The sequence below is a fragment of the Achromobacter sp. MFA1 R4 genome, from assembly GCF_900156745.1.
Taxonomy (GTDB): domain Bacteria; phylum Pseudomonadota; class Gammaproteobacteria; order Burkholderiales; family Burkholderiaceae_B; genus Achromobacter.
This window is the reverse complement of the sequence record NZ_LT707065.1, coordinates 5051998-5071062: the sequence shown is the minus strand read 5'-3', so window position 1 is coordinate 5071062 and position 19065 is coordinate 5051998. Positions and strand designations below refer to the sequence as shown.

The 19065-nt window shown below is 69.1% G+C and carries 18 protein-coding genes; 10 read left to right on the top strand and 8 right to left on the bottom strand.

Going from position 1 to position 19065, the window contains the following annotated elements:
* Genes BXA00_RS23205 through BXA00_RS23190 form a run of 4 tightly spaced genes read right to left on the bottom strand, consistent with a single transcriptional unit; the run spans position 1 to position 4463 of the window.
* The gene (locus tag BXA00_RS23205) at positions 1-315 is read right to left on the bottom strand and encodes a Zn-ribbon domain-containing OB-fold protein (protein WP_076520739.1); all 315 of its coding nucleotides are present in this window, start codon (positions 313-315) and stop codon (positions 1-3) included.
* On the bottom strand, positions 312-1466 hold the full coding sequence (locus BXA00_RS23200; protein WP_076520738.1) for a thiolase family protein: 1155 nt from the start codon (positions 1464-1466) through the stop codon (positions 312-314). Before BXA00_RS23200 ends, BXA00_RS23205 begins: the two co-directional genes overlap by 4 nt.
* Positions 1463-2776 carry an MFS transporter gene (locus tag BXA00_RS23195; protein WP_076520737.1) on the bottom strand — a complete coding sequence of 438 codons (1314 nt, stop codon included), beginning with the start codon at positions 2774-2776 and terminating at the stop codon, positions 1463-1465. Before BXA00_RS23195 ends, BXA00_RS23200 begins: the two co-directional genes overlap by 4 nt.
* A gap of 37 nt (positions 2777-2813) precedes the next feature.
* On the bottom strand, positions 2814-4463 hold the full coding sequence (locus BXA00_RS23190) for an ATP-dependent acyl-CoA ligase (protein ID WP_255376808.1): 1650 nt from the start codon (positions 4461-4463) through the stop codon (positions 2814-2816).
* 68 nt (positions 4464-4531) lie between these two features.
* Between BXA00_RS23190 and BXA00_RS23185 the strand changes: the two genes are divergently transcribed.
* Positions 4532-5440 (top strand): LysR family transcriptional regulator, encoded by a 909-nt coding sequence (locus BXA00_RS23185; protein WP_076520735.1) that lies wholly within the window; start codon positions 4532-4534, stop codon positions 5438-5440.
* Here the strand turns inward: BXA00_RS23185 and BXA00_RS23180 are convergent.
* Complete coding sequence (locus tag BXA00_RS23180) at positions 5425-6603, bottom strand: alpha-hydroxy acid oxidase (RefSeq protein ID WP_076520734.1); 1179 nt, start codon at positions 6601-6603, stop codon at positions 5425-5427. The genes BXA00_RS23185 and BXA00_RS23180 overlap by 16 nt on opposite strands.
* Before the next feature lie 202 nt (positions 6604-6805).
* Here BXA00_RS23180 and BXA00_RS23175 point away from each other — a divergent pair, with 202 nt between their 5' ends.
* From BXA00_RS23175 to BXA00_RS23165, 3 genes are all read left to right on the top strand, one after another.
* Entirely contained in the window at positions 6806-7705 is a 900-nt protein-coding gene (locus tag BXA00_RS23175) for a LysR family transcriptional regulator (RefSeq protein ID WP_076520733.1), read from the top strand.
* A 225-nt stretch (positions 7706-7930) separates the two neighbouring features.
* Positions 7931-8974, top strand: coding sequence for a hydroxyacid dehydrogenase (locus BXA00_RS23170; RefSeq protein WP_076520732.1), 1044 nt, complete (start codon positions 7931-7933; stop codon positions 8972-8974).
* Between the two features lie 79 nt (positions 8975-9053).
* Positions 9054-10073 (top strand): tripartite tricarboxylate transporter substrate binding protein, encoded by a 1020-nt coding sequence (locus BXA00_RS23165; protein ID WP_076520731.1) that lies wholly within the window; start codon positions 9054-9056, stop codon positions 10071-10073.
* A 6-nt stretch (positions 10074-10079) separates the two neighbouring features.
* On the opposite strand, the gene argC is transcribed toward BXA00_RS23165, so the two are convergent.
* A complete protein-coding gene (argC, locus tag BXA00_RS23160; RefSeq protein WP_076520730.1) occupies positions 10080-11012 on the bottom strand; it encodes an N-acetyl-gamma-glutamyl-phosphate reductase in 933 nt (310 codons plus the stop codon).
* 197 nt (positions 11013-11209) lie between these two features.
* Between argC and BXA00_RS23155 the strand changes: the two genes are divergently transcribed.
* The 6 genes from BXA00_RS23155 (at position 11210) to BXA00_RS23130 (ending at position 16673) form a co-directional block, all read left to right on the top strand.
* Positions 11210-12115, top strand: coding sequence for a LysR family transcriptional regulator (locus tag BXA00_RS23155; RefSeq protein WP_076520729.1), 906 nt, complete (start codon positions 11210-11212; stop codon positions 12113-12115).
* Positions 12116-12225: 110 nt separating this feature from the next.
* The gene (locus BXA00_RS23150) at positions 12226-12678 is read left to right on the top strand and encodes a MarR family winged helix-turn-helix transcriptional regulator (protein ID WP_231952141.1); all 453 of its coding nucleotides are present in this window, start codon (positions 12226-12228) and stop codon (positions 12676-12678) included.
* 119 nt (positions 12679-12797) lie between these two features.
* Positions 12798-13961, top strand: a complete 1164-nt coding sequence (locus tag BXA00_RS23145) for an HPP family protein (protein ID WP_076520728.1) — start codon at positions 12798-12800, stop codon at positions 13959-13961.
* A 56-nt stretch (positions 13962-14017) separates the two neighbouring features.
* Entirely contained in the window at positions 14018-15457 is a 1440-nt protein-coding gene (locus BXA00_RS23140; RefSeq protein ID WP_076520727.1) for a sensor histidine kinase, read from the top strand.
* Positions 15454-16068 carry a response regulator transcription factor gene (locus tag BXA00_RS23135; protein ID WP_076520726.1) on the top strand — a complete coding sequence of 205 codons (615 nt, stop codon included), beginning with the start codon at positions 15454-15456 and terminating at the stop codon, positions 16066-16068. The genes BXA00_RS23140 and BXA00_RS23135 overlap by 4 nt, the downstream gene beginning before the upstream one ends.
* Before the next feature lie 116 nt (positions 16069-16184).
* Positions 16185-16673: a heme-binding protein gene (locus tag BXA00_RS23130; RefSeq protein ID WP_076520725.1), complete on the top strand. Its 489-nt coding sequence runs from the start codon at positions 16185-16187 to the stop codon at positions 16671-16673.
* 109 nt (positions 16674-16782) lie between these two features.
* On the opposite strand, the gene BXA00_RS23125 is transcribed toward BXA00_RS23130, so the two are convergent.
* Together BXA00_RS23125 and BXA00_RS23120 are read right to left on the bottom strand one after the other, a co-directional pair.
* Entirely contained in the window at positions 16783-18348 is a 1566-nt protein-coding gene (locus BXA00_RS23125; RefSeq protein ID WP_076520724.1) for a hypothetical protein, read from the bottom strand.
* A 142-nt stretch (positions 18349-18490) separates the two neighbouring features.
* Positions 18491-19009 (bottom strand): Dps family protein, encoded by a 519-nt coding sequence (locus BXA00_RS23120; protein WP_076520723.1) that lies wholly within the window; start codon positions 19007-19009, stop codon positions 18491-18493.
* Positions 19010-19065: the final 56 nt, after the last annotated feature.

The window sequence follows — 19065 nt, the reverse complement described above, 5'->3', positions numbered from 1 at the left end:
TCAGTCCGGCACGATGCGCGCCCAGGGCAATCGCTGTCCCTGCATCGAACGCTCAAACAGGTCGACCCGCTGTCCGATCCGCGACGGCGCGGCTTCAAGCCTGACGACCAGGACAGGGCCGTCAGGCAACGCGCGCACGGTCGCGACGACGGCGGGCGGCGCCGAGCCCTGCGCCGGAGCCACCGTCCAAGCCTGGATCTGCGCCGCTTGCACCGGCGCGGAATGCATCCGGTCGTGTCCGCAGGCCGGGCACCAGAGGCGCGCTGGAAAAACCCGATGCCCGCAGGCGCTGCATTGGCTGATCTGGACGCTCATGCCTCTTCCCTCGCCAGCACGGCGGCGTTCGCGCACATGCCATATCGCAGCTGCACCATGCCATAGCCCGTTGCAACGCCAAACCGCGCGCCGTCCAATTGCCGCCCCTGCGCGCGGCCCAGCAACTGGCGCGCGACCTCCACCAGGCCGTGCATGCCGCCCGCCGTGCCCGCCTGCCCCGCCGACAACTGACCGCCCGCCGTATTGACCGGCAACGCCCGCGAAGCGATCCGGCGCGCGATGAAACCCGGAAGGTCGGCGTCGTTGGCGATGCCCAGATCGCAAAGCTGCGCCAACGCCATCGCGGGATAGTCGTCATAGACGCTGATCACGTCCATGTCCTGCGGCCCCACCCCTGCCTGCCGCCAGAGCGCCTGCGCGAAGTCGGCTATGCCCGTCTGCAGGCCGTCGCCCTCCTGCTGATCCCAGTTGTAGCGCGCGTCGCTCGCCAGCAGCCGCACCCGGACGCCTTCGGGCCGCGCGCGCAGCACCAGCGCGCTGGCTCCGCTGACGACCGGCACGCAGTCCAGCCGCCCCAGCGGCGGCGCCACCATGGGGGCATCAAGGTATTGCGCCAGCGTCAGCGGTTGCCTGTACGCCGCGTTTGGATTGGCCGACGCCCAGGCGCGCTGCGCAACGCACAGGCGGCCGTAGTCTTCGCGCTGCAGGCCTGTGCGGGCCATCTGGCGCTGCGTCAGCATCGCGAAAAGCGGGTTCGGCCCCGCGCAGCCCAGCGGGCTCAGATAGTCCTGGGCGCTGCGGTTGTATCCGCGCACGAGCGCCGCAAAGTCGGCTTCCGCGAAGTGGTCGCCGGCCACCAGCACTATGGTCTCGGCCTGGCCCGCCTGCAAGGCCAGCCAGGCGTGGCGCAGCATATTGATCGCGCCGGCTCCGCCCATCTCGTCCTGCATGCACCATTTCAGGCGCAATCCCAGACGCCAGCCCAGGTCGATCGCCCGATCCGGACGCAGCGTGAAGGATGCCACCCCCAGCCCGTCCACTTGCGCGGGCGTAAGACCGGCGCTGGCCAGCGCCTCCCGGATGGCCTGGGCCATCAGCGCCGCCGTGGAGCAATCGGGGCCGGGATGGCGTAGCGAGGGCGTTTCGCCCACGCCGACCACGCCGGGACCGCGATCCGGATCCGCCCTCATGCCTCGGCCTGCCGGTTGGGTTCGCGCGTGAGCAACAACGTGACCACCGTGACGGCCGCCATGCCGACCAGGAACCACGCCACCGGCGTGGCCGACTCATATTTGCGCAGCAGCGCCATGGCGATCAGCGGCGACAGTCCCCCCGCGAACACGGACGCCAGTTCGTGGCCCAGGGCCAGCCCCGTGTAGCGGACCTCGGCCGGGAACAGCTCCGCGAAGTACGCGGGCTGGGTCCCGATCATGGCCGCGTGGCAGACGGTATTGCCCAGGAAGAACGCAAGAAAGATCCACAGCGGCGCCTTGGTCTGCACCATCCAGAAAAACGGAAAGGCCACCAGCATCAAGCCCACCGACCCGATCAGATAGACGGTGCGGCGTCCGATGCGGTCGGAAAGGTGGCCGAACCACACCAGGGTTCCCAGTTCGATGAACATGGAGAGCAGCACGCCGCCCAGCATGACGTCATTGGGGATGCCCAGGAACTTGCCATACGCCAGCGCAAAGGCCAGAAAGATGTAAGACCCGCCGTTTTCCGCGACACGCAGGCCCATCGCGGTGAAGACCTGCCGCGGATAGCGCCGGAACACCTCCACGGCCGGCATGCCGCGCTTGGCCGTCTTGGTCGCCTGCACGAACTCTTCGCTTTCCGGGATGTGCTTGCGGATGTACAGCCCCACGCCGAAGATCAGCACGCTCAGGATGAAAGGCAGGCGCCACCCCCAGCTCATGAACGCCTCCTGCGGCAGTTGCTGCGCCAGCATGAACACGCCGGAGGACAGCACGAAGCCGCCCGCGACGCCCAACTGGCTGAACGACGAAAAGTAGCCGCGGCGCTTGCCCCCCACCGCCTCGCTGATCAGCAGCACGCCGCCGCCCCACTCTCCGCCCGCCGCCGCGCCCTGCAGGATGCGCAGCACCACCATCGCCACCGGCGCCCAGACGCCGATCTGTTCGTAGGTCGGCAGCAGCCCGATCAGGAACGTTGCCGCGCCCATCAGGCCCAGGGTCCATTCCAGCGCCAGCTTGCGGCCGTAGCGGTCGCCGATGTGGCCGAAGATGACGCCGCCCAGCGGCCGCGCCAGAAAGCCCACCGCAAAGCCCGCGAAGGCGCCCATCGTGCCCAGCAGCGGGTCGGTGCCCTTGGGAAAGAAGAGCTCGCCAAACACCAGCGCGGCCGCGGTGCCGTAAATGAAAAAGTCGTACCACTCCATCGCGTTGCCCGCGATGGAGGCCATCACGACACGCCGCGTGCGCTTTCTGCGCGCATCGTCGCCGGCGGACACCGCCGTCCCCTTGTATGCCATCGTCATTGCCGCCCCTTGTCTGTCTGAATGGATCAAATGGCGCCTAGCGCGCCACGCGATAACCGGCGGCGTCCCGGTCCCAGGTGTCGCCGGTGATGCCTTCCTCCCGCAAGCGGAACTTGCGGACCTTGCCGTTCTCGGTGCGCGGCAGATCGTCCACGACGCGCAAGTAGCGCGGCACGGCGAAATACGGCATGCGCGGCTGGCAGAAATCGAGGAGCGCCTGCGGCGTGATGGCCTGGCCGGTCTTGTAGACGAGTGCGGCCATGACCTCATCCTCGGCCAATTCGGATTGCACGGCATACACGGCGGCGGCGGCCACGGCGGGATGCGCCTGCAGCACCTGCTCCACTTCAAAGGACGAGATGTTCTCGCCCCGCCTGCGGATCGCGTCCTTCATGCGGTCCAGGAAACGGTAGTAGCCGTCGGCATCCCGCAGCACCCTGTCGCCCGTGTGGAACCACAGGTTGCGCCAGGCTTGCACGGTCTTGTCGTCCATCCCGAAATAGCCCGTCGCGATGGCGAAGGGCGGACGCGCGCGCAGCAGCAGTTCTCCGGGCTGACCGTCCGGCACCGGTGCATCCTGCGCGTCGGCCACCATGGCGTCGAACTCCGGCGCGACGCGCCCCATGCAGCCGGCGCGCTGCTCCGCCAGCGTGCCGCCGAGCGCGAAGTTGGTCTCCGTGGACCCGTAGCCCTCAAGCAAGGCAATGCCCGTGCGCTCGGCGAAGGCTGAATGGAAGCGTTCCGGCACGCCAGGCGCCAGGGCGATGCGCGTGCGGTGCTGGCGCTCGGCGCCGGTCCGCTCCTGGGCCAGCAGCATCGGCACCATTGCGCCAAGCAGATAGGTCACGGTCGCGCCGCAGGCCGTCAGCCGGTCGAAATAGCGGCTGGCGGAAAAGCGTTCGTCGCAGACGATGCTGGCGCCGGTCACCAGCGCCTGGAAACAGGCGTTCAGCGCATTGGTGTGAAAGAGCGGCAGGCTGGTGTAGAGAATATCGTCCTGTGTGATTTCCAGATTGCGCGCCGCGATCCTGCCCCACCAGTAGAACTGCGCGTGCGGGCAGCACACGCCCTTGGACAGACCAGACGTTCCCGACGTGTAGAGGATGGCAAGCGTCTCGCCGGGCTGGATGTCCGCTGCCGGCATACCTTGTTCAGGCTCTTGTTCAGGCTCGGCGGGCGGCGCCTCCACCGCTGCGGGCAGCGACACCGCATCCGCGTCCTCGTCCAGCACCCAGACGCGGACCAGGGCCTGCGGCCAACTTTCCAGCGCCGCCAAAACCGGACAGCTTGCGGCGTCCGCCACGACCAGTGTGCAGCCGCTATTGGCCAGGATGTGCTGCAACTGCATGCCACGCGACGCGGTGTTGATCGGCACCACCACGGCGCCCAGCCAGCCGCAGCCCAGCACCACCGATAGGAATTCAATGCGGTTCCCGGCCATCAGGCCGACGCGGTCGCCACGCCGGATCCCGGCCGACGCCAGGCGCGCCGCCCAGTGCGCCGCCAGTGCGGGCGCATCCGCATATCGCAAGCTGCCGCCAGGCGCCTGCACCCACAGCCGATCGCCCAGGCGGGCGCCCTGTTCCCGCAACAACGACGGCAATGTCAACGCTTGCATGGCGACGCTTCCCCTGTTGTGCGGCTGCGGCCAGACGGCCCCGCAGCCTTCTGGATTTAGTCTAGGAATCAACTATTTATGTGTCAAATTTATGGGTATTATTCGCCTTATAAACGCCATTGATATCAAGGGCATGCATGGAACTGGACCTGAATCTCATGCGGGTTTTCCTGACCGTGTTGCAAGAGCGCAGCGTGACGCGGGCCGCCCAACGGCTGAACCTGACCCAGCCCGCCGTGAGCTACGCGCTGGGGCGGCTGCGCGAACAATTCGGCGATCCGCTATTCCTGCGCACGCCATCCGGCATGCAGCCGACGCCGATCGCGTTTGCGCTGGCCGACCCCATCGAACGCGGCATGAACAGCTTTGCCGAAGCGGTCAGCCTGCGCCTGCGCTTCGAGCCCGCCACCAGCACGCGGCGCTTTCAACTGTCGATGTCGGATATCGGTGAAATGGTGTTTCTGCCGCCGATCATGGAGCGCGTGCACGCGCAGGCGCCGCGCCTGCGGATCGAGGTCCGCGAAGTGCCGCTGGAGGAATTGCCACAGGCGCTCAAGGACGGCGCGGTGGATCTTGCCATCGGCAATCTCGCGGGGCTGGGACGCCAGACCTGCCATGCCGATCTCTTCAGCGAACGCTATGTCTGCATGGGACGCCGCGGCCATCCGGTCCTGGCGACAAGCCTGACGCGCGCGCAGTACAAGCGGCTCGACCACATCCTGGTGGCCTCGCGCGCCAGCGCGCACCGCCTGCTCGACGACGTGCTGGCCGAGGCCGGCCTGCATCGCCAGCCCTACCTGACGCTACCGCACTTCTCGGCAGCGGCCGAGATCGTCCGCCGCACGGATCTGACCGTGACGCTGCCCTACCGCGCCGCCGTCTGGTTCAACCATGACGACGCGTTCGAGGTGCGCCCGCTGCCCATTGCGCTGCCGGGGCTGTGCGTCACGGTGCATTGGCACGCGCGCTTTGAAAGCGATCCCGGCACCACGTGGCTGCGCCAGTTGGTGGTGGACACGCTGGCGGATCATCACGAAGCGCGATAGTCCTCCTCCCCCGCCCGCCGCAGAAAGCCGGCGTCCAGCGCCCGCAGGTCCACCACGCCCAGCAGGCCCATGTTCCGCTTGACCTCTTCGGCGATCAGGCCGATGGCGTGGGCCACGCCGCGCTGGCCGGCCACCGCGGCCGCATAGTTGAAGGGACGCCCCACGAACACGCAGCGCGCGCCCAGCGCCATGGCCTTCAGCACGTCCGACCCGCGCCTGACGCCGCTGTCCAGCATCACTTCCATGCCGCCCGCCGCGTCCAGGATCGCCGGCAAGGCATGCAGGGGCGACATGCTGCCGTCCAGTTGCCGGCCGCCGTGGTTGGACACGATGACCGCGTCCATGCCCAGCGCGCGGGCGGACCGCGCGTCGTCCGGATGCAGGATGCCTTTCAACACCATCTGGCCCTGCCAGCGCCGCCGGATGGCCGCCACGTGCCGCCAGTTCAGGTGGCCCCGGTCGGAGAAGTCGCGCAGCACGCTGGCCGACAGGATGGGCGCGCCGCGCGTCGCGTAGTTGTTTTCGAAATGCGGCATGCCGTGGCGCGCCAGCGTGCGCAGAAAGGTGCCGAACAGCCATCGCGGATGCGTCAGTCCCTGCCAGGCAAGGCCCGCGCTGGGCCGCAGCGGCGTGGAAAAGCCCGCGCGGACGTTGTTCTCGCGGTTGGCCGCGACCGGCGTGTCGACCGTCAGCACCAGCGTGGTCACGCCGGCGGCGGCAACGCGGTCGATCAGGGCCGCGATCTGCGCGTCATCGCCCGGCAGGTACGCCTGGAACCAGGTGCCGGGCGCCGCCTCCATGACCGTTTCCAGGCGGATCAGCGACGAGCCGCTCATGATGCACGGCACGCAGGCCTCGAAGGCCGCGCGTGCCAGCACGATGTCCCCGCGGTAGCAGGACAGCGCCGAAATCCCCATGGGCGCCACGCCCACGGGCGCGGCGTATTCCCGTCCCAGCACGGTGCAGCGGGTGCTGCGGGCGGACACGTCGACCAGCACCTTCGGCCGGAACGCATACCCGACGAATGCCTCGCGGTTGCCTCGTTCGGACTGGCCGTCCTCGACCGCGCCGGATACGTACGCGTGGATGGGCTTGGGCAGACGCTTCCTGGCGGCGGCTTCGAAGTCGTGCAGGCTGAGCATGCGGCGCAATGGGTCGGGCATGATGGCTCCTCGCAGCGCCCGCAAGGCGAGCCGCCGCGCTGTGGTCTGGTCTCAGGGTGTCGTGGTGTCGTGGTGACGTGGTGACGTGGTGACGGCGGAAGACTATAGGCCCCATGTCCGTTTGAATAAAGTGACTTTATTGATTGCCGTCTTTACACTTTTATTCACCCTTAGCGACTTTTGCGCCGACCAGCCCGCCGCCATGACCCTCAAGCAACTCGAAGCCTTTTATTGGGCCGCCACTTGCAAGAACTTCGCCATCGCGGCGAACCGCCTGAATATTTCCGTGTCCTCGCTGTCCAAGCGCATCGGCGAGCTGGAATCGTCCCTGGGCGCCGAGCTTTTCAGCCGCAGCGCCCGCAGCGCGACGCTGACCGCGCTGGGCGAGCAGCTCGTGCCGCACGCCAAGGACCTGCTGCGCAATGCCGACCAGTTCATGCAGCAGGCCAGCACCAACCGCAGCTATTCCGGCCGCTGCCGCTTCGGGGCGGGCGAGCTGACCTCTCTGACCTGGATGGCGCGCCTGATCGAAATCATCCAGCAAGCCCATCCGGATCTGCTCGTCGAACCCTTCGTGGGCGTGGGAGAACTGGTGGAGCGGGGGCTGGAAGAAGGCGAGCTCGACTTCGCCGTCATCGCCGGCCCCTCGTCGCGCCCCGCACTGGCCTCGCGCGTCATCGGCAGCGCCCACTTCGAGTGGGTGGCTTCCGTCCGGGCCGTGCCCGAGCCTGCCTCCCTCACGCCGGCCGACCTGCCCGGCCTGACGCTTATCACCTTGCCGCAAAGCTCGGGCGCGATCCGCATTCTGGACGACTGGCTGACCGAACAGCGCGTCTCCCCCGGGCGCAATCAATGCTGCAACAGTTGGGGCGGCATCGCGGCCATGCTGCGCCAGGGCCTGGGGCTCGGCTTTCTGCCCGCGGCGTGGGCGCGCATCCTGATCGATCGCGGCGATCTGATGCCGCTGCCGGGCTTCGCGCCGCTGCGCCCGCTCACCTACACCTTCCAGTGGCGCCGCGACGATACCCGGCCCATGTTGGAAAGCCTGCGGGCGCACGCGCAGGCCTGCCTCGATTTCCACGCGCCGGCGGGCATGGTCTAGCGTCTGCGCCCCCGGCGTTGCGCCTAAATGGTTTCCAAAAAGCGTTTCTTTTGACGGCAAATTATTCGCTTTATCTCCCCACACACCCGGCGTAGAGTCGCCCCGGATACACCTCTGGAGACAACGCGCCATGCCGGAAATCGGATTCCCCTTGCACGACTGCCCGAATGGCGGCCCCCTGGACCGCGCCCCGGTCGACGCCGCCCCCAAGGCACGAGGCGCGCAGTGAACGCGGCCGCGCCCCGCAAGACCGCGCGGCTCTGCCGCCTGGATCTTTGGCTCAATCCGGTGTTCGACGAGATCATCCGCGCCACGCCCGGCGTGTCCTTGTCGGTGCTGCCGGCCAAGGGCGATGACGCCCGCACGCTGGCTGGCCTGAAGACGGCGCACGCCTATCACGTCTCCGCGGCCAAGGACGAGCTGCCTCGCGCGTGGTTCGTCAGCGCCGAACTGATCGCGCAATGCCCGGAACTGGTCTGCGTGTCCTCGGGCGGCGCGGGCTACGACACCATCGACGTGGCCGCCTGCACGGCGGCCGGCATCGCGGTCGTGAACCAGGCCGGCGGCAACGCGGAGTCCGTGGCCGAGCATACCTACGCGCTGCTGCTGGCCGTGCAACGCCGCGTGGTCGAATCGCACAACCGCCTGCGCCACGACACGGGTTTTGCCCGGGAAGACCTGATGGGCCATGAGATCCATGGCGGCGTCATCGGCCTGGTAGGCATCGGGAAGATCGGCACCAGCGTGGCGCGCATTGCGCGCGGCTTCGGCCTGCGCGTGATTGCGCACGATCCGCTGCTGGACGCCGCGACCATCCGCAGCCGCGGCGCCGAGCCCGTGGCGCTGGACGAGTTGCTGGCGCAATCCGACATCGTGTCGCTGCATTGCCCCCTGGATGCGTCCACGCGCGGACTGTTCGGCGCGCAGGCCTTCGCGGCGATGAAGCGCGGCGCGGTGTTCGTGTCGACGGCGCGCGGTGGCATCCATGACGAGAACGCCCTGCACGACGCGCTGCGCAGCGGACACCTGCGGGGCGCCGGGCTGGACGTGTGGGAACAGGAACCGCCCGATCGTTCGGCCCCATTGCTGGCACTGGACAACGTCGTCGCGACGTTTCATACCGCCGGGGTGACGCACGAAGCGCGGCGCAACGTCGCGCGATCATCCGCGAATCAACTGGCAGCGATGCTGCGCGGCGAACGGCCGCCGCAGCTCGTCAATCCGGAAGTCTGGCCGCGGGCCGCCCAACGCATTGCCAATCTGACATAACAAGGCGGCATGCGCGCCTGTCCGCGCCGCAAGGCCGGCGCAGACCCATGACCGCCACGACAACCCCGAGGAGACAACCATGCAACACCAGAACAATCAACGACAGCACAATCAACGACACCACAAGCGCCACACGCTGCGCATCCTGGCGACCTTCCTTGCAGGCGCCGCGCTTTGCTCGGGCGCCGCGCAGGCGGCCGGCTATCCCGATCGACCGATCAATCTGATCGTGTCCTACGGCCCCGGCGGCGGCACCGACCTGGTGGCGCGGATGATGGCCCCGTATCTGCAAAAGCACCTGGGCGGCGACGCGCGCATCGTGGTGTTGAACCGCCCCGGCGCGGGCGGCGCCATCGGCTTCGCGGAACTGGCTCGCGCCCAGCCCGACGGCTACACCATCGGCTTCATCAATACGCCCAACCTGCTGACGATTCCCATCGAACGCAAGACCGGCTTTACGTGGCGCAGCTTCGACCTGCTGGGCAACCTGATCGACGATCCCGGCGCGTTCACGGTGTTGCAGGACAATCCGCTGAAGAGTCTTGCCGACCTGACGGCCTATGCCAAGACGAATCCCGGCAAGGCCACGGTCGGCACCACCGGCACGGGGTCGGACGATCACCTGGCCATGCTGCGATTCGAGCGCACCTCGGGCACCAAGCTCAGCCACATCCCCTATAAGGGGGCTGGGGAGGTGCGCGGCGCGCTGGCAAGCGGCGAAATCACCATCGGGGCCATCAACGTCGGCGAAGCGCTCCAGTACCAGAAAGGCGGCACGCCCCTGCGATTTCTCGGGCAGATGGGCAAGACGCGCTCGGCGGCATTGCCCGACGTGCCCACCTTCAAGGAACAGGGCTTCGATTTTGAACTGGCGTCGCTGCGCGGCCTGGCCGCGCCCAAGGGCCTGCCCGACGACGTGCGCGCCCAGCTGGTCACGGCCGTGAAGCGCACCGTGGACGATCCGGAGTTCCAGACCAAGGCCAGGGAGATGTTCGCGCCGCTGCGCTACCTGCCGCCCGCGGACTACGCCAAGGAGCTGGCGGCGGGCGAGGCCGAGTTCCAGCAGCTTTGGAAAGACGCGCCGTGGCTTGACAAGTAATCGCGCTCAGCGCAGCGCCGCCAGCATCAAGTCCAGATTCTGCACCGCCGCGCCCGACGCCCCTTTGCCCAGGTTGTCGAAGACGGCGGTCAGGAGCGCCTGGCCGTGCTCCGCATTGCCGTACACCGCCAGGCGCAGGTCGTTGGTGCCATTCAGGACTTGCGGATCCAGGTGCGTATGGGACGCGGCGTCCTCGGTCGCCACCACCTGCACATGGGCCGCGCCGGCGTAGTGCCGTTGCAGGACGCCGTGCAGCGCCGCGGCGTCCACGCCCGCCGGCAGCAGGCGCAGGTGCAGCGGCACCGTCAGGACGATGCCCTGGCGGAAGGCGCCATACGACGGCACGAAGACCGGGCGCTGCGACAGGCCGGCGTGGCGCTGGATCTCGGGCGTGTGCTTGTGCGCCAGGCCCAACCCATAGACCTGGAAATCGGGGCCGCGCGCGCCTTCCGGGTCCTCGTACGCCTGCACGCTGGCGCGGCCGCCGCCCGAATACCCTGACACGGCGTGCACGACCGCCGGATAGTCCGCGGGGACCAGGCCAGCCTGGACCAGCGGACGCAGCAGCGCAATCGCCCCGGTGGGATAGCAGCCGGGATTGCTGACGCGCTGCGCGTGGGCAATGCGTTCGGCCTGGCCCTCGCTCATTTCCGGAAAGCCGTACACCCAGCCGTCATCCGTGCGGTGCGCGGAGCTGGCATCGATGATGCGCACCTTGGGGTTGACGACGGACGCGGCCGCCTGGCGCGCGGGTTCGTCGGGCAGGCACAGGATCGCGATGTCGCTGGCGTTGATCGCCTCGGCGCGGCGCTGCGGGTTCTTGCGGTCGGCCTCGGGTAGCGTGAGCAGGCGCAGATCGGTACGGCCGTGCAGCCGTTCATGGATCTGCAGGCCGGTCGTGCCCTGGTCGCCGTCGATGAAAACAAGGGGTTGGGTCATGATGCTGTCCGCGTGGTTCGAGGTTGCCTGATGCGCTCAGGAAGGGCTTTATCTTCGATCCGGGATGCCGATAAGAAAAGTCGAATATCATGACCGTTCAATTCAGCTTTTCTGAACGACAGCTTTTCTGAACGACACAAGCCGCGCGCAAGGCATGAACGCCCAGCGCCCCAAACCCCCATCCCCCCGGATCTGCAATGCGAGAAATCAGCCTGGATCGCCTGCGCACCCTGATCGCGATCGCCGACCTCGGCTCGTTCGCCGATGCCGCGCGCGCCCTGCACCTGGCGCCGCCCACCGTCAGCCTGCACGTGGCGGACCTGGAAGACCGGGTCGGCGCGCCGCTGCTTACGCGCAAGCGCGGCCAGGTCCGGCCCACGGCCATCGGCGAAACGCTGCTGGATCGCGCCCGCCGCCTGCTGGCCGAAGCCGATCAGGCGCTGGACGACGTGCAGCGGCAGGTGCAGGGGCTGGCCGGCCGGGTGCGCCTGGGCGCCTCGACCGGCGCCATCGCGCATCTGCTGCCGCAGGCGCTGGAAACCCTGGGGCGCGACCACCCCGGCATCGACGTGCAGGTGGCGGTGCTGACGTCGCAGGAAACCTTGTTGCGGCTGGCCAACGGCACCCTGGACGTGGGACTGGTGGCGCTGCCGCAGCCGCCGCTGGACGGGTTGGTGCTGCGCCCCTGGCGCCGCGACCCGGTGATGGCCTTCCTGCCCGCGGCCTGGAAGGCGCCCGCGCGCCTCACGCCGGCCTGGCTGGCCGAGCGGCCGCTCATCCTGAACGACGCCAGCACGCGGCTGTCGCGCCTGACGGGCGAATGGTTCGCCGCCGCCGGGCTCAATCCCCGCGCGCGCATCCAGCTGAACTACAACGACGCCATCAAGAGCCTGGTGGCCGCGGGCTACGGCGCCACCCTGCTGCCGCACGAAGCCACCGCCCCGCAGCCCGACCCGCGCGTCATCATGCGGCCGGTGCGCCCCGCCCTGTGGCGCCCGCTGGGCATGGCGCACCGCGCCGGCCAAGTGGAGCAGGCAACGCAGCATGTGCTGGATGTGCTGTGGGAATTGCGCGCTTCCGGCGGCCGCGCCATGGCCGCGTGACGCGGCCGGTCGCGGCGCAGGCAGGCACGCAGAGCCCCAGAGACCCAGAGGCGCAAAGAGTTTGCGATATATCATCTATATCGCCGCACGACCCATATTAGAATCGCGCCGTGAACGCCTCTCCGACTCCTCCCCGACTGTCCGCCGCCGACTACGAACTGCTGGCGGACTTCCGTTATGCGCTGCGCAAGTTCGCGGCGTTCAGCGAAAGCGCGGCAGCCGCCCTGGACCTGATGCCGCAGCAGCACCAGGCCTTGCTGGCCATCAAAGGCACCCGCAAGAATGCGCCCGGGCGGCGCGGACTGTATGTCGGAGAAATTGCCGATCGCCTGCTGATCCGGCCCCACACCGCCGCCGAACTGGTGGGGCGCCTGGCGCGGCTGGACCTGGTCCAGCGCGAAGCCGACCCCGAAGACGGTCGCCGCGTGGAGGTCGTGCTGACGACCAAGGGCGAACGCACGCTCGAAGACCTGTCCGCCGCGCACCTGGAAGAACTGCACGCCATGCGCCCGCTCCTGACCCGTCTGTTGGCGCGCATGGGCGCCGACACCGGCCCGGCCTGATCCGGCCCCACCCCGCGCGCTGTCCCGCCTGCCGGGCATAAGCCCATGCCGCCCGGCAATCTGCCTCGTGATAAAGTGTCGCCCCGCGATATATCTTTGACTCGCGAGGAGAGACTGTTTTGGGTGTTGCATTCAAGCGCTGGCTGGGCTCGTTCGCGCCGGCGCCGGTGGGCGTCAACGGGCGCGAGAAACTCTACGGCGTGCTGGGCGCGCTGCTCGGCCTGTTCTGCACCGAGTGGGTGGGCCGCCACGCGCTGGGCGCCGCCAATCCCTGGTTCATCGCGCCGATGGGCGCGTCCGCCGTGCTGCTGTTCGCCGCGCCCGCCAGTCCGCTCGCCCAGCCCTGGTCGCTGATGGCCGGCAACCTCGTGTCGGCCCTGATCGGCGTCTTCTGCGCCCAGTTCATTGCCCCGCCGGGCGTAGCCGCGGCCGTGGCCGCGGCGCTCGCCATCGGCGCCATGTTCTCGTTGCGTTGCCTGCACCCGCCTGGCGGCGCGGTCGCGCTGACCGCCGTGCTGGGCGGACCCGCCGTCGCCAAGCTGGGCTTCGGATTCGCGCTGTGGCCCGTGGCCCTGAACTCCGCCATCCTGCTGTGCATCGCCGTGGTCTTCAATGGCGCGCTCAAGCGCAACTACCCGCGCCGCCATGCGGAGCCGGCCGCCGGCCACCACACGCGCGATCCCATCCCTAGCGCCCGCCTGGGCTTTTCCCTTTCCGACCTGGACGCGGCGCTGAGCCAGCGCGGCGAGCTGCTGGACATCAGCAAGGAAGACCTGGAGGAGATCGTGCTCGATGCCGAACTGCGCGCCAGCGTGCGGCGCTTTGGCGACGTGCGCTGCGCCGACATCATGTCGCGCGACGTGGTCACGGTCAGGGAACAGGATCCGCTGGACTACGCCGTCCGCCTCTTCGACCGGCACCGCCTGCAGGCCCTGCCCGTGCTCGATTCGGCGGGCCGCTACGCCGGGATGGTCGCCCAGGGCGACGTCCTGGCGCGCAGGAGCCGCCTGACGCCGGTCGCCGCCGACGCCCAGCCCGCGTCCGATCTGCTGGTGGCGGACTGCATGCGCAGCGAAGTGCCCTTCGCCACGCCCGGCCTGCCCGCGATCGAATTGGCCCGCCCGATGTCCGACAGCCTGCACTGCGTGCCGGTGCTGGACGAGGCGCGCACGCTGCTGGGACTGGTGACGCAGTCCGATCTGGTGGCGGCCCTGTACCAGATGGCGGTGTCGGCCAATTCCCGGCCCGCGGACGACGCCAGCCCGCACAAGCGGGCGGCCTGACCCTCCGTAGCCCTACGGATTCCGGCGCGCGTTTGCCGCAAGGCATAATTCCGGGCGTGAATCCCCTCTCGCGCACGCGCGCCCTCTTCTGCTGGCTGGCCCTGTTCTGTGCGGGCGCGATCTGGATCGCGCGCCAGGAATACGTGGACCAGTACGAACGCTTCTTCCAGAGCACCAGCATTGCCCAGCGCATGCTGAGCCAGAAGACGGTGCAGCATGAAGCCGTGCTTGCCACGCTGGCGGCGTTGTCGCACCCGCCCGCTCCGGAACGTCTCTATCCCAGCCTGCAGCCCGCGATGCCCCAACTGCTGGGGCTGGGCCATCTGCCCGGCGGCGTCTGGGCCGGCAGCCAGCCGGAGCCGCCCGGCCTGTCCGCCGCGGCAAGCCGCGCACAACAGCTGGGCCGTCCCGTCACCATGCCCGTGGACGGCGCGCGCTACTGGCTGGTTTCGCCATCCGGGTGGAGCCTGCTGATCGATGCGCGCCAGCTCGTGCCCCCCGCCGACTTTCCGCCCGGCCTCGGCCACCTGACCCTGACGGTGGACCGCGTACCCCTGTCCCTGCTGGACAAGCCGTCCGGAGGCGGCCTGCCCGGCTGGACGCTGGCGCTGCAAAAACCGCTGGGCGCGGCAAGCCAGCCGTTCCCGATGCGCAGCACCCGCACGCTCACCCCCGGCACCTGGCCGTGGACGGCCTGGCTGGGCTGGGCCGCGGCCAGCGGCCTGCTGGTGGCCGGCGCCGCCGCCTGGCAACGCTCGCGCGCCGAAGCGCGCCGCCAGCAGGAACAGGCACGTCTCGCGGCGATGGCGCGGCTGAGCACGCTGGGCGAAATGGCCGCCGGCATCGCCCATGAACTCAATCAGCCGCTGACCGCCATCCTGGCGCAGACGCGCGCCGCCGAGCGTCTGCTGGATGACGACGAGGAGCGGCCCGCCGTGCGCCACGCTCTGCTGGCCAGCGCCGAACAGGCCAGGCGCGCCGCCGACATCATCAGCCGCATGCGCGCGCTGGTGCAGCCCAGCCCGCCCGCGCGGCGCGAGGCCCTGGATCCCGACGCGCTGGTCGCGTCGCTGCGCTTTCTGCGCGAACCCGAACTCGCCAGGCAAGGTATCCGCCTGACCTGGACCAACGCCACGCCCGGCGCGCGCCCGCTGGGCGACCGCGTGGCGCTGGAACAGATTCTGCACAATCTGGTCCAGAACGCGGCGGACGCGCTGGCCGGCGTCCCGGGGGCGCGCCACATCGCGCTCGAAGGCCGGGCGGTGGACGGCACTTACCAGTTCAGCGTCAGCGACACCGGCCCGGGCATCGCCGCCGACGCGCTGCCGCGCCTGTTCGCCCCGTTCTACACCACCCGCGAACAGGGCATGGGCCTGGGCCTCGCGCTCTGCGACACGCTGGCCGGCTCCATGGACGGCCGCATCGCCGCGCGCAATCTCAGCCCGGCGGGCGCCTGCTTCACCGTGAGCCTGCCGCAAGCGGGCGTCCCCGCATGACGCCGAACGATCAATCCCCCCTGGTGTACTTGGTGGACGACGACGACGCGGTCCGCGATGGCCTTGCGCTCTTGCTGCGCAGCGTCGGCCTGCGCAGCGCGGGCTTCGGCGATCCGATGGCGTTCCTGGACGCGCTGGCGCAGCCTGCGATCGGCTGCGTGGTGCTGGACATCCGCATGCCGGGCATCAGCGGACTGGACGTGCTGGCCCGGCTTGCCGAGCGGTCGGACCTGCCCGTGGTCATGCTGACCGGCCACGCCAACGTGGACCTGTGCCGTCGCGCCTTCAAGGGCGGCGCGATGGAGTTCCTGCAAAAGCCGGTCGACGACGACGTATTCCTCGACGCCGTGCAGGCCGCCGTGCGCACCCACATCGCCAGCCGCGAACGGCTGGCCGTCACGCAGGCGGCGGCGGACCGCCTCGCGCGCCTGTCCGGACGCGAACACGAGGTGCTGGCGCGCATCGTGCGCGGCATGAGCAACAAAGAAATCGCCCGCGAATTCGCGCTCTCGCCGCGCACCGTGGAGACCTACCGCGCCAATGTCTTCGCCAAGCTGGAAGCCGACTCGCTCGCCCAGCTCATCCGCCAGTACGCGAGCCTGCTGGATTGAGGCGGCCTCCGTAACGCTACGGAGGCGCGCGCGTAGTCGGGCGTATACCGCCCGCGCGGCCTTTTGGCCACACTGTCTGCTCCTTACCGCACCACCCCTACAAGGATGCAGACACCATGATGAAACGTTCCCTCGCCGCCCTGATTTCGACGCTCGCTTGCGCCGGCGCCGCCCACGCCGCGGTGCTGAGCGAAAGCAACCTGTCGATGGCCGACGCGCAGAAGCTGGCCACCGCGACCGTCGCCGCCTGCCAGGCCAAGGGCTACAACGTCAGCGCCGCCGTCGTGGACCGCGCCGGCCTGCTCAAGGCATTCGCGCGCGCCGACAACGCCGGCCCGCACACCATCGAAGCCAGCCGCGCCAAGGCCTACACGGCCGCGTCGGCCAAGACGCCGACGCTCGCCATGCTGGAGAACACGCAGAAGAATCCGGGCGCGGCCACCCTGACCGACATCCCGGGCTTTCTGGTCCTGGGCGGCGGCGTCCCCATCAAGGCGGGCAATGGCGTGATCGGCGCCATCGGCGTGGCGGGCGCGCCCGGCGGCCACCTGGACGCGCAATGCGCCGAGGCCGTGCTGGAAGAAAACGCGGCGCTGTTCAAGTAAGCGCACGCGGGCGTCATTGATCGCGAAGGCGCGAGGGCGCGAGGGCGGGATGACGCGATGCGGGGCCGGGCGACAACCGCCGCCCGATTCCCCCAGCGCTTGAGCGCCCTCAGTCCTGGCGCTCGCGCGCCACCGCGCTGGCCAGCGCCAGATGCTTGCCCAGCAGCATCGCGTCCGCCGCGGCCGGATCGCGCCGTTGCAGGCGCTCCAGTTCCGTGGGCTCCAGGTCCGCGGACCGCACCAGCGACATCAGGTCGCGCGTGCGGGTCTCAAGCACCGGCGTCAGGGTGTCTTCGGTCAGCTCACCCTTCACGTACGCCTGCACCCGCGTGGACAGGTTGCGCGTGTGCGTCAGGGTCGCCTCGGCCAGCAGACCCTGCTCGTAGCGGATGGCAGTCTGGCTGGTGACTTCGTCCTTGATCTGATGGAAGCGGTAGTACTGCGAATCCTTGTCCTGCGTCAGATCGAGCTTTTGCTGCGGCGTCAGCGCGGTGTGGAAGCTGGCGGTCAGGTTCGCGCGCTGTTCCTGCCGGACGCCCAGGTCGAACAGGGGCCGGCCGCTCACGCTGCTGCTTTGCGAGACCTGATAGGTGAACTGGTCGATCTCGCCGGTCTTGTAGGGATTGCTGGCCGTCATGGTCTGCGAGACCGAGGCCGAGAAGTCCGCCACGCCCGACAACAGGCTGCGGTAGGTGTAGCCGGCCGACGCAATGCGCGGCGCCTGGCTGGACGGGGCGGCCGCCGCGTCGTAGCTCTGGTGCAGCTGCGCAAACGCATCCTTGAAGATCGACATCAGCGCCTCGTCGCCGCGGCCCCGGGTGCGCGCGGCCTCGAACTGCTGGAGGTAGTTGCCCACTGCCGCGGCGCGCTGCTGCGCGTTGCCAAAGAGCGCGGATTTGCTTACGTCGACGTCCACTTTCACGACGCCTTCGGCGTTCTTGACGGTCAACGACCGCTGCGTACTGTCCGCGACGAATTCGACAGACTGCGACACGACGCCTTGGGCGGTGGTGGTGGCCTGTAGCGACACCGAGGACAGGACCGCCGTGTCGAACTTGCCCAGGCTGGACCAGGCCATGCGCGGCGGCACCGATGCCAGGCCGTCCACGGCATCCTGGAATGCCTTGGACAGGCCGGCGATGGCGTTGCGCTCGGCTTCGGTCAGCTCGCCTTCGGCCACGTCGATCTGCACCTCCAGGCCGTCGGGGCCGCTGCGCAGGCCCACTTCCACCTTCACGCCGCTGGCCGTGGTGATGCGCAACGTATAGGCATCCTCGGGCTGCGAGGACGCGCCGGCCTGCAAGGCGCCCAATGCGTCCACCTGGGCAGCGCCCGGTGCGAACGCGGCGGACTGCGAAAAATTGCCGCCGTCGGTCTTGAAGCGATCCAGCAGCGCGGCGGCGACGCCTTCCACGCGGCCGGCCAGCGTGCGGGCCGAGACCGTGTTGGCGATAGTGGCGGAAACCGCGTCCGCCGCGTCGCGCGCCAGCGTCACGCCTGCCGCAGCGGGCTGCGGCGTGTAGGTCAGGGCCGGGGACCCGCCCTGGCCCAGCGTGACGGTCGTGGAAGCGGGCACGACGGCCACGTCTTCTCGGGGAACCGCGCGGATCACGCCGGCTGCCGGCGGCGCCAGGCCGATCGTGGTGACGGCGCTGGTGGGGGCAACGGATGTCATGACGTCTCTTCCTCCTTGGGAACCGCGGGCATGCATGCGCGCCCGGCCGGGATCCCATGGGAAATGTAACGGCAGCAATCCGCCAGACTTAAACCCGCCAGACTCGCTCGGCCTTCAGCGTGGAGCGCTCAGCCTTCAACGTTCAACGTTCAGCCCGGGTCGACTCGTAGAGGAACCAGGTGCGGCGCTCGGCTTCGTCGATCCAGTTCTCGATCAGGCTGGTCGAGGCGACGTCATTGTGGCTCTCGCACACGGCGTGGGTGGCGCGCAGAAAGCCCGTCAGGCGGCGGTTGTCGTCGGCCAGCTCGGCCAGCATGTCCTCGGGCGTGACGTAGTCGGCGTCGTTGTCGAGCAGGCGCTGCAGGCGCTGGATATGGCCGATCGAACGCAGCGTCGTGCCGCCGATCTTGCGGGCGCGCTCGGCGATGGCGTCGGTGGTGGCGAAGATCTCGTCGCCCTGCTCATCCAGCATGAGGTGGTAGTCGCGAAAGTGCGGGCCCGAGACGTGCCAGTGAAAGTTCTTGGTCTTCAGATACAGCGCGAACATATCGGCCAGCAGTGCCGTCAGCGCGGCGGCGATGTCGAGCCTGGCCTGCGCGCCCAGATCGGAGGGCGTGCGCAGGGGGGCGGTCATGCGGGTTTGAAGCGAAAGATCGTTCATGGAATTCTCCGGGTTGGCTGCGGAAACCGGGCATCGATTTCCGATGGAAACCAGCA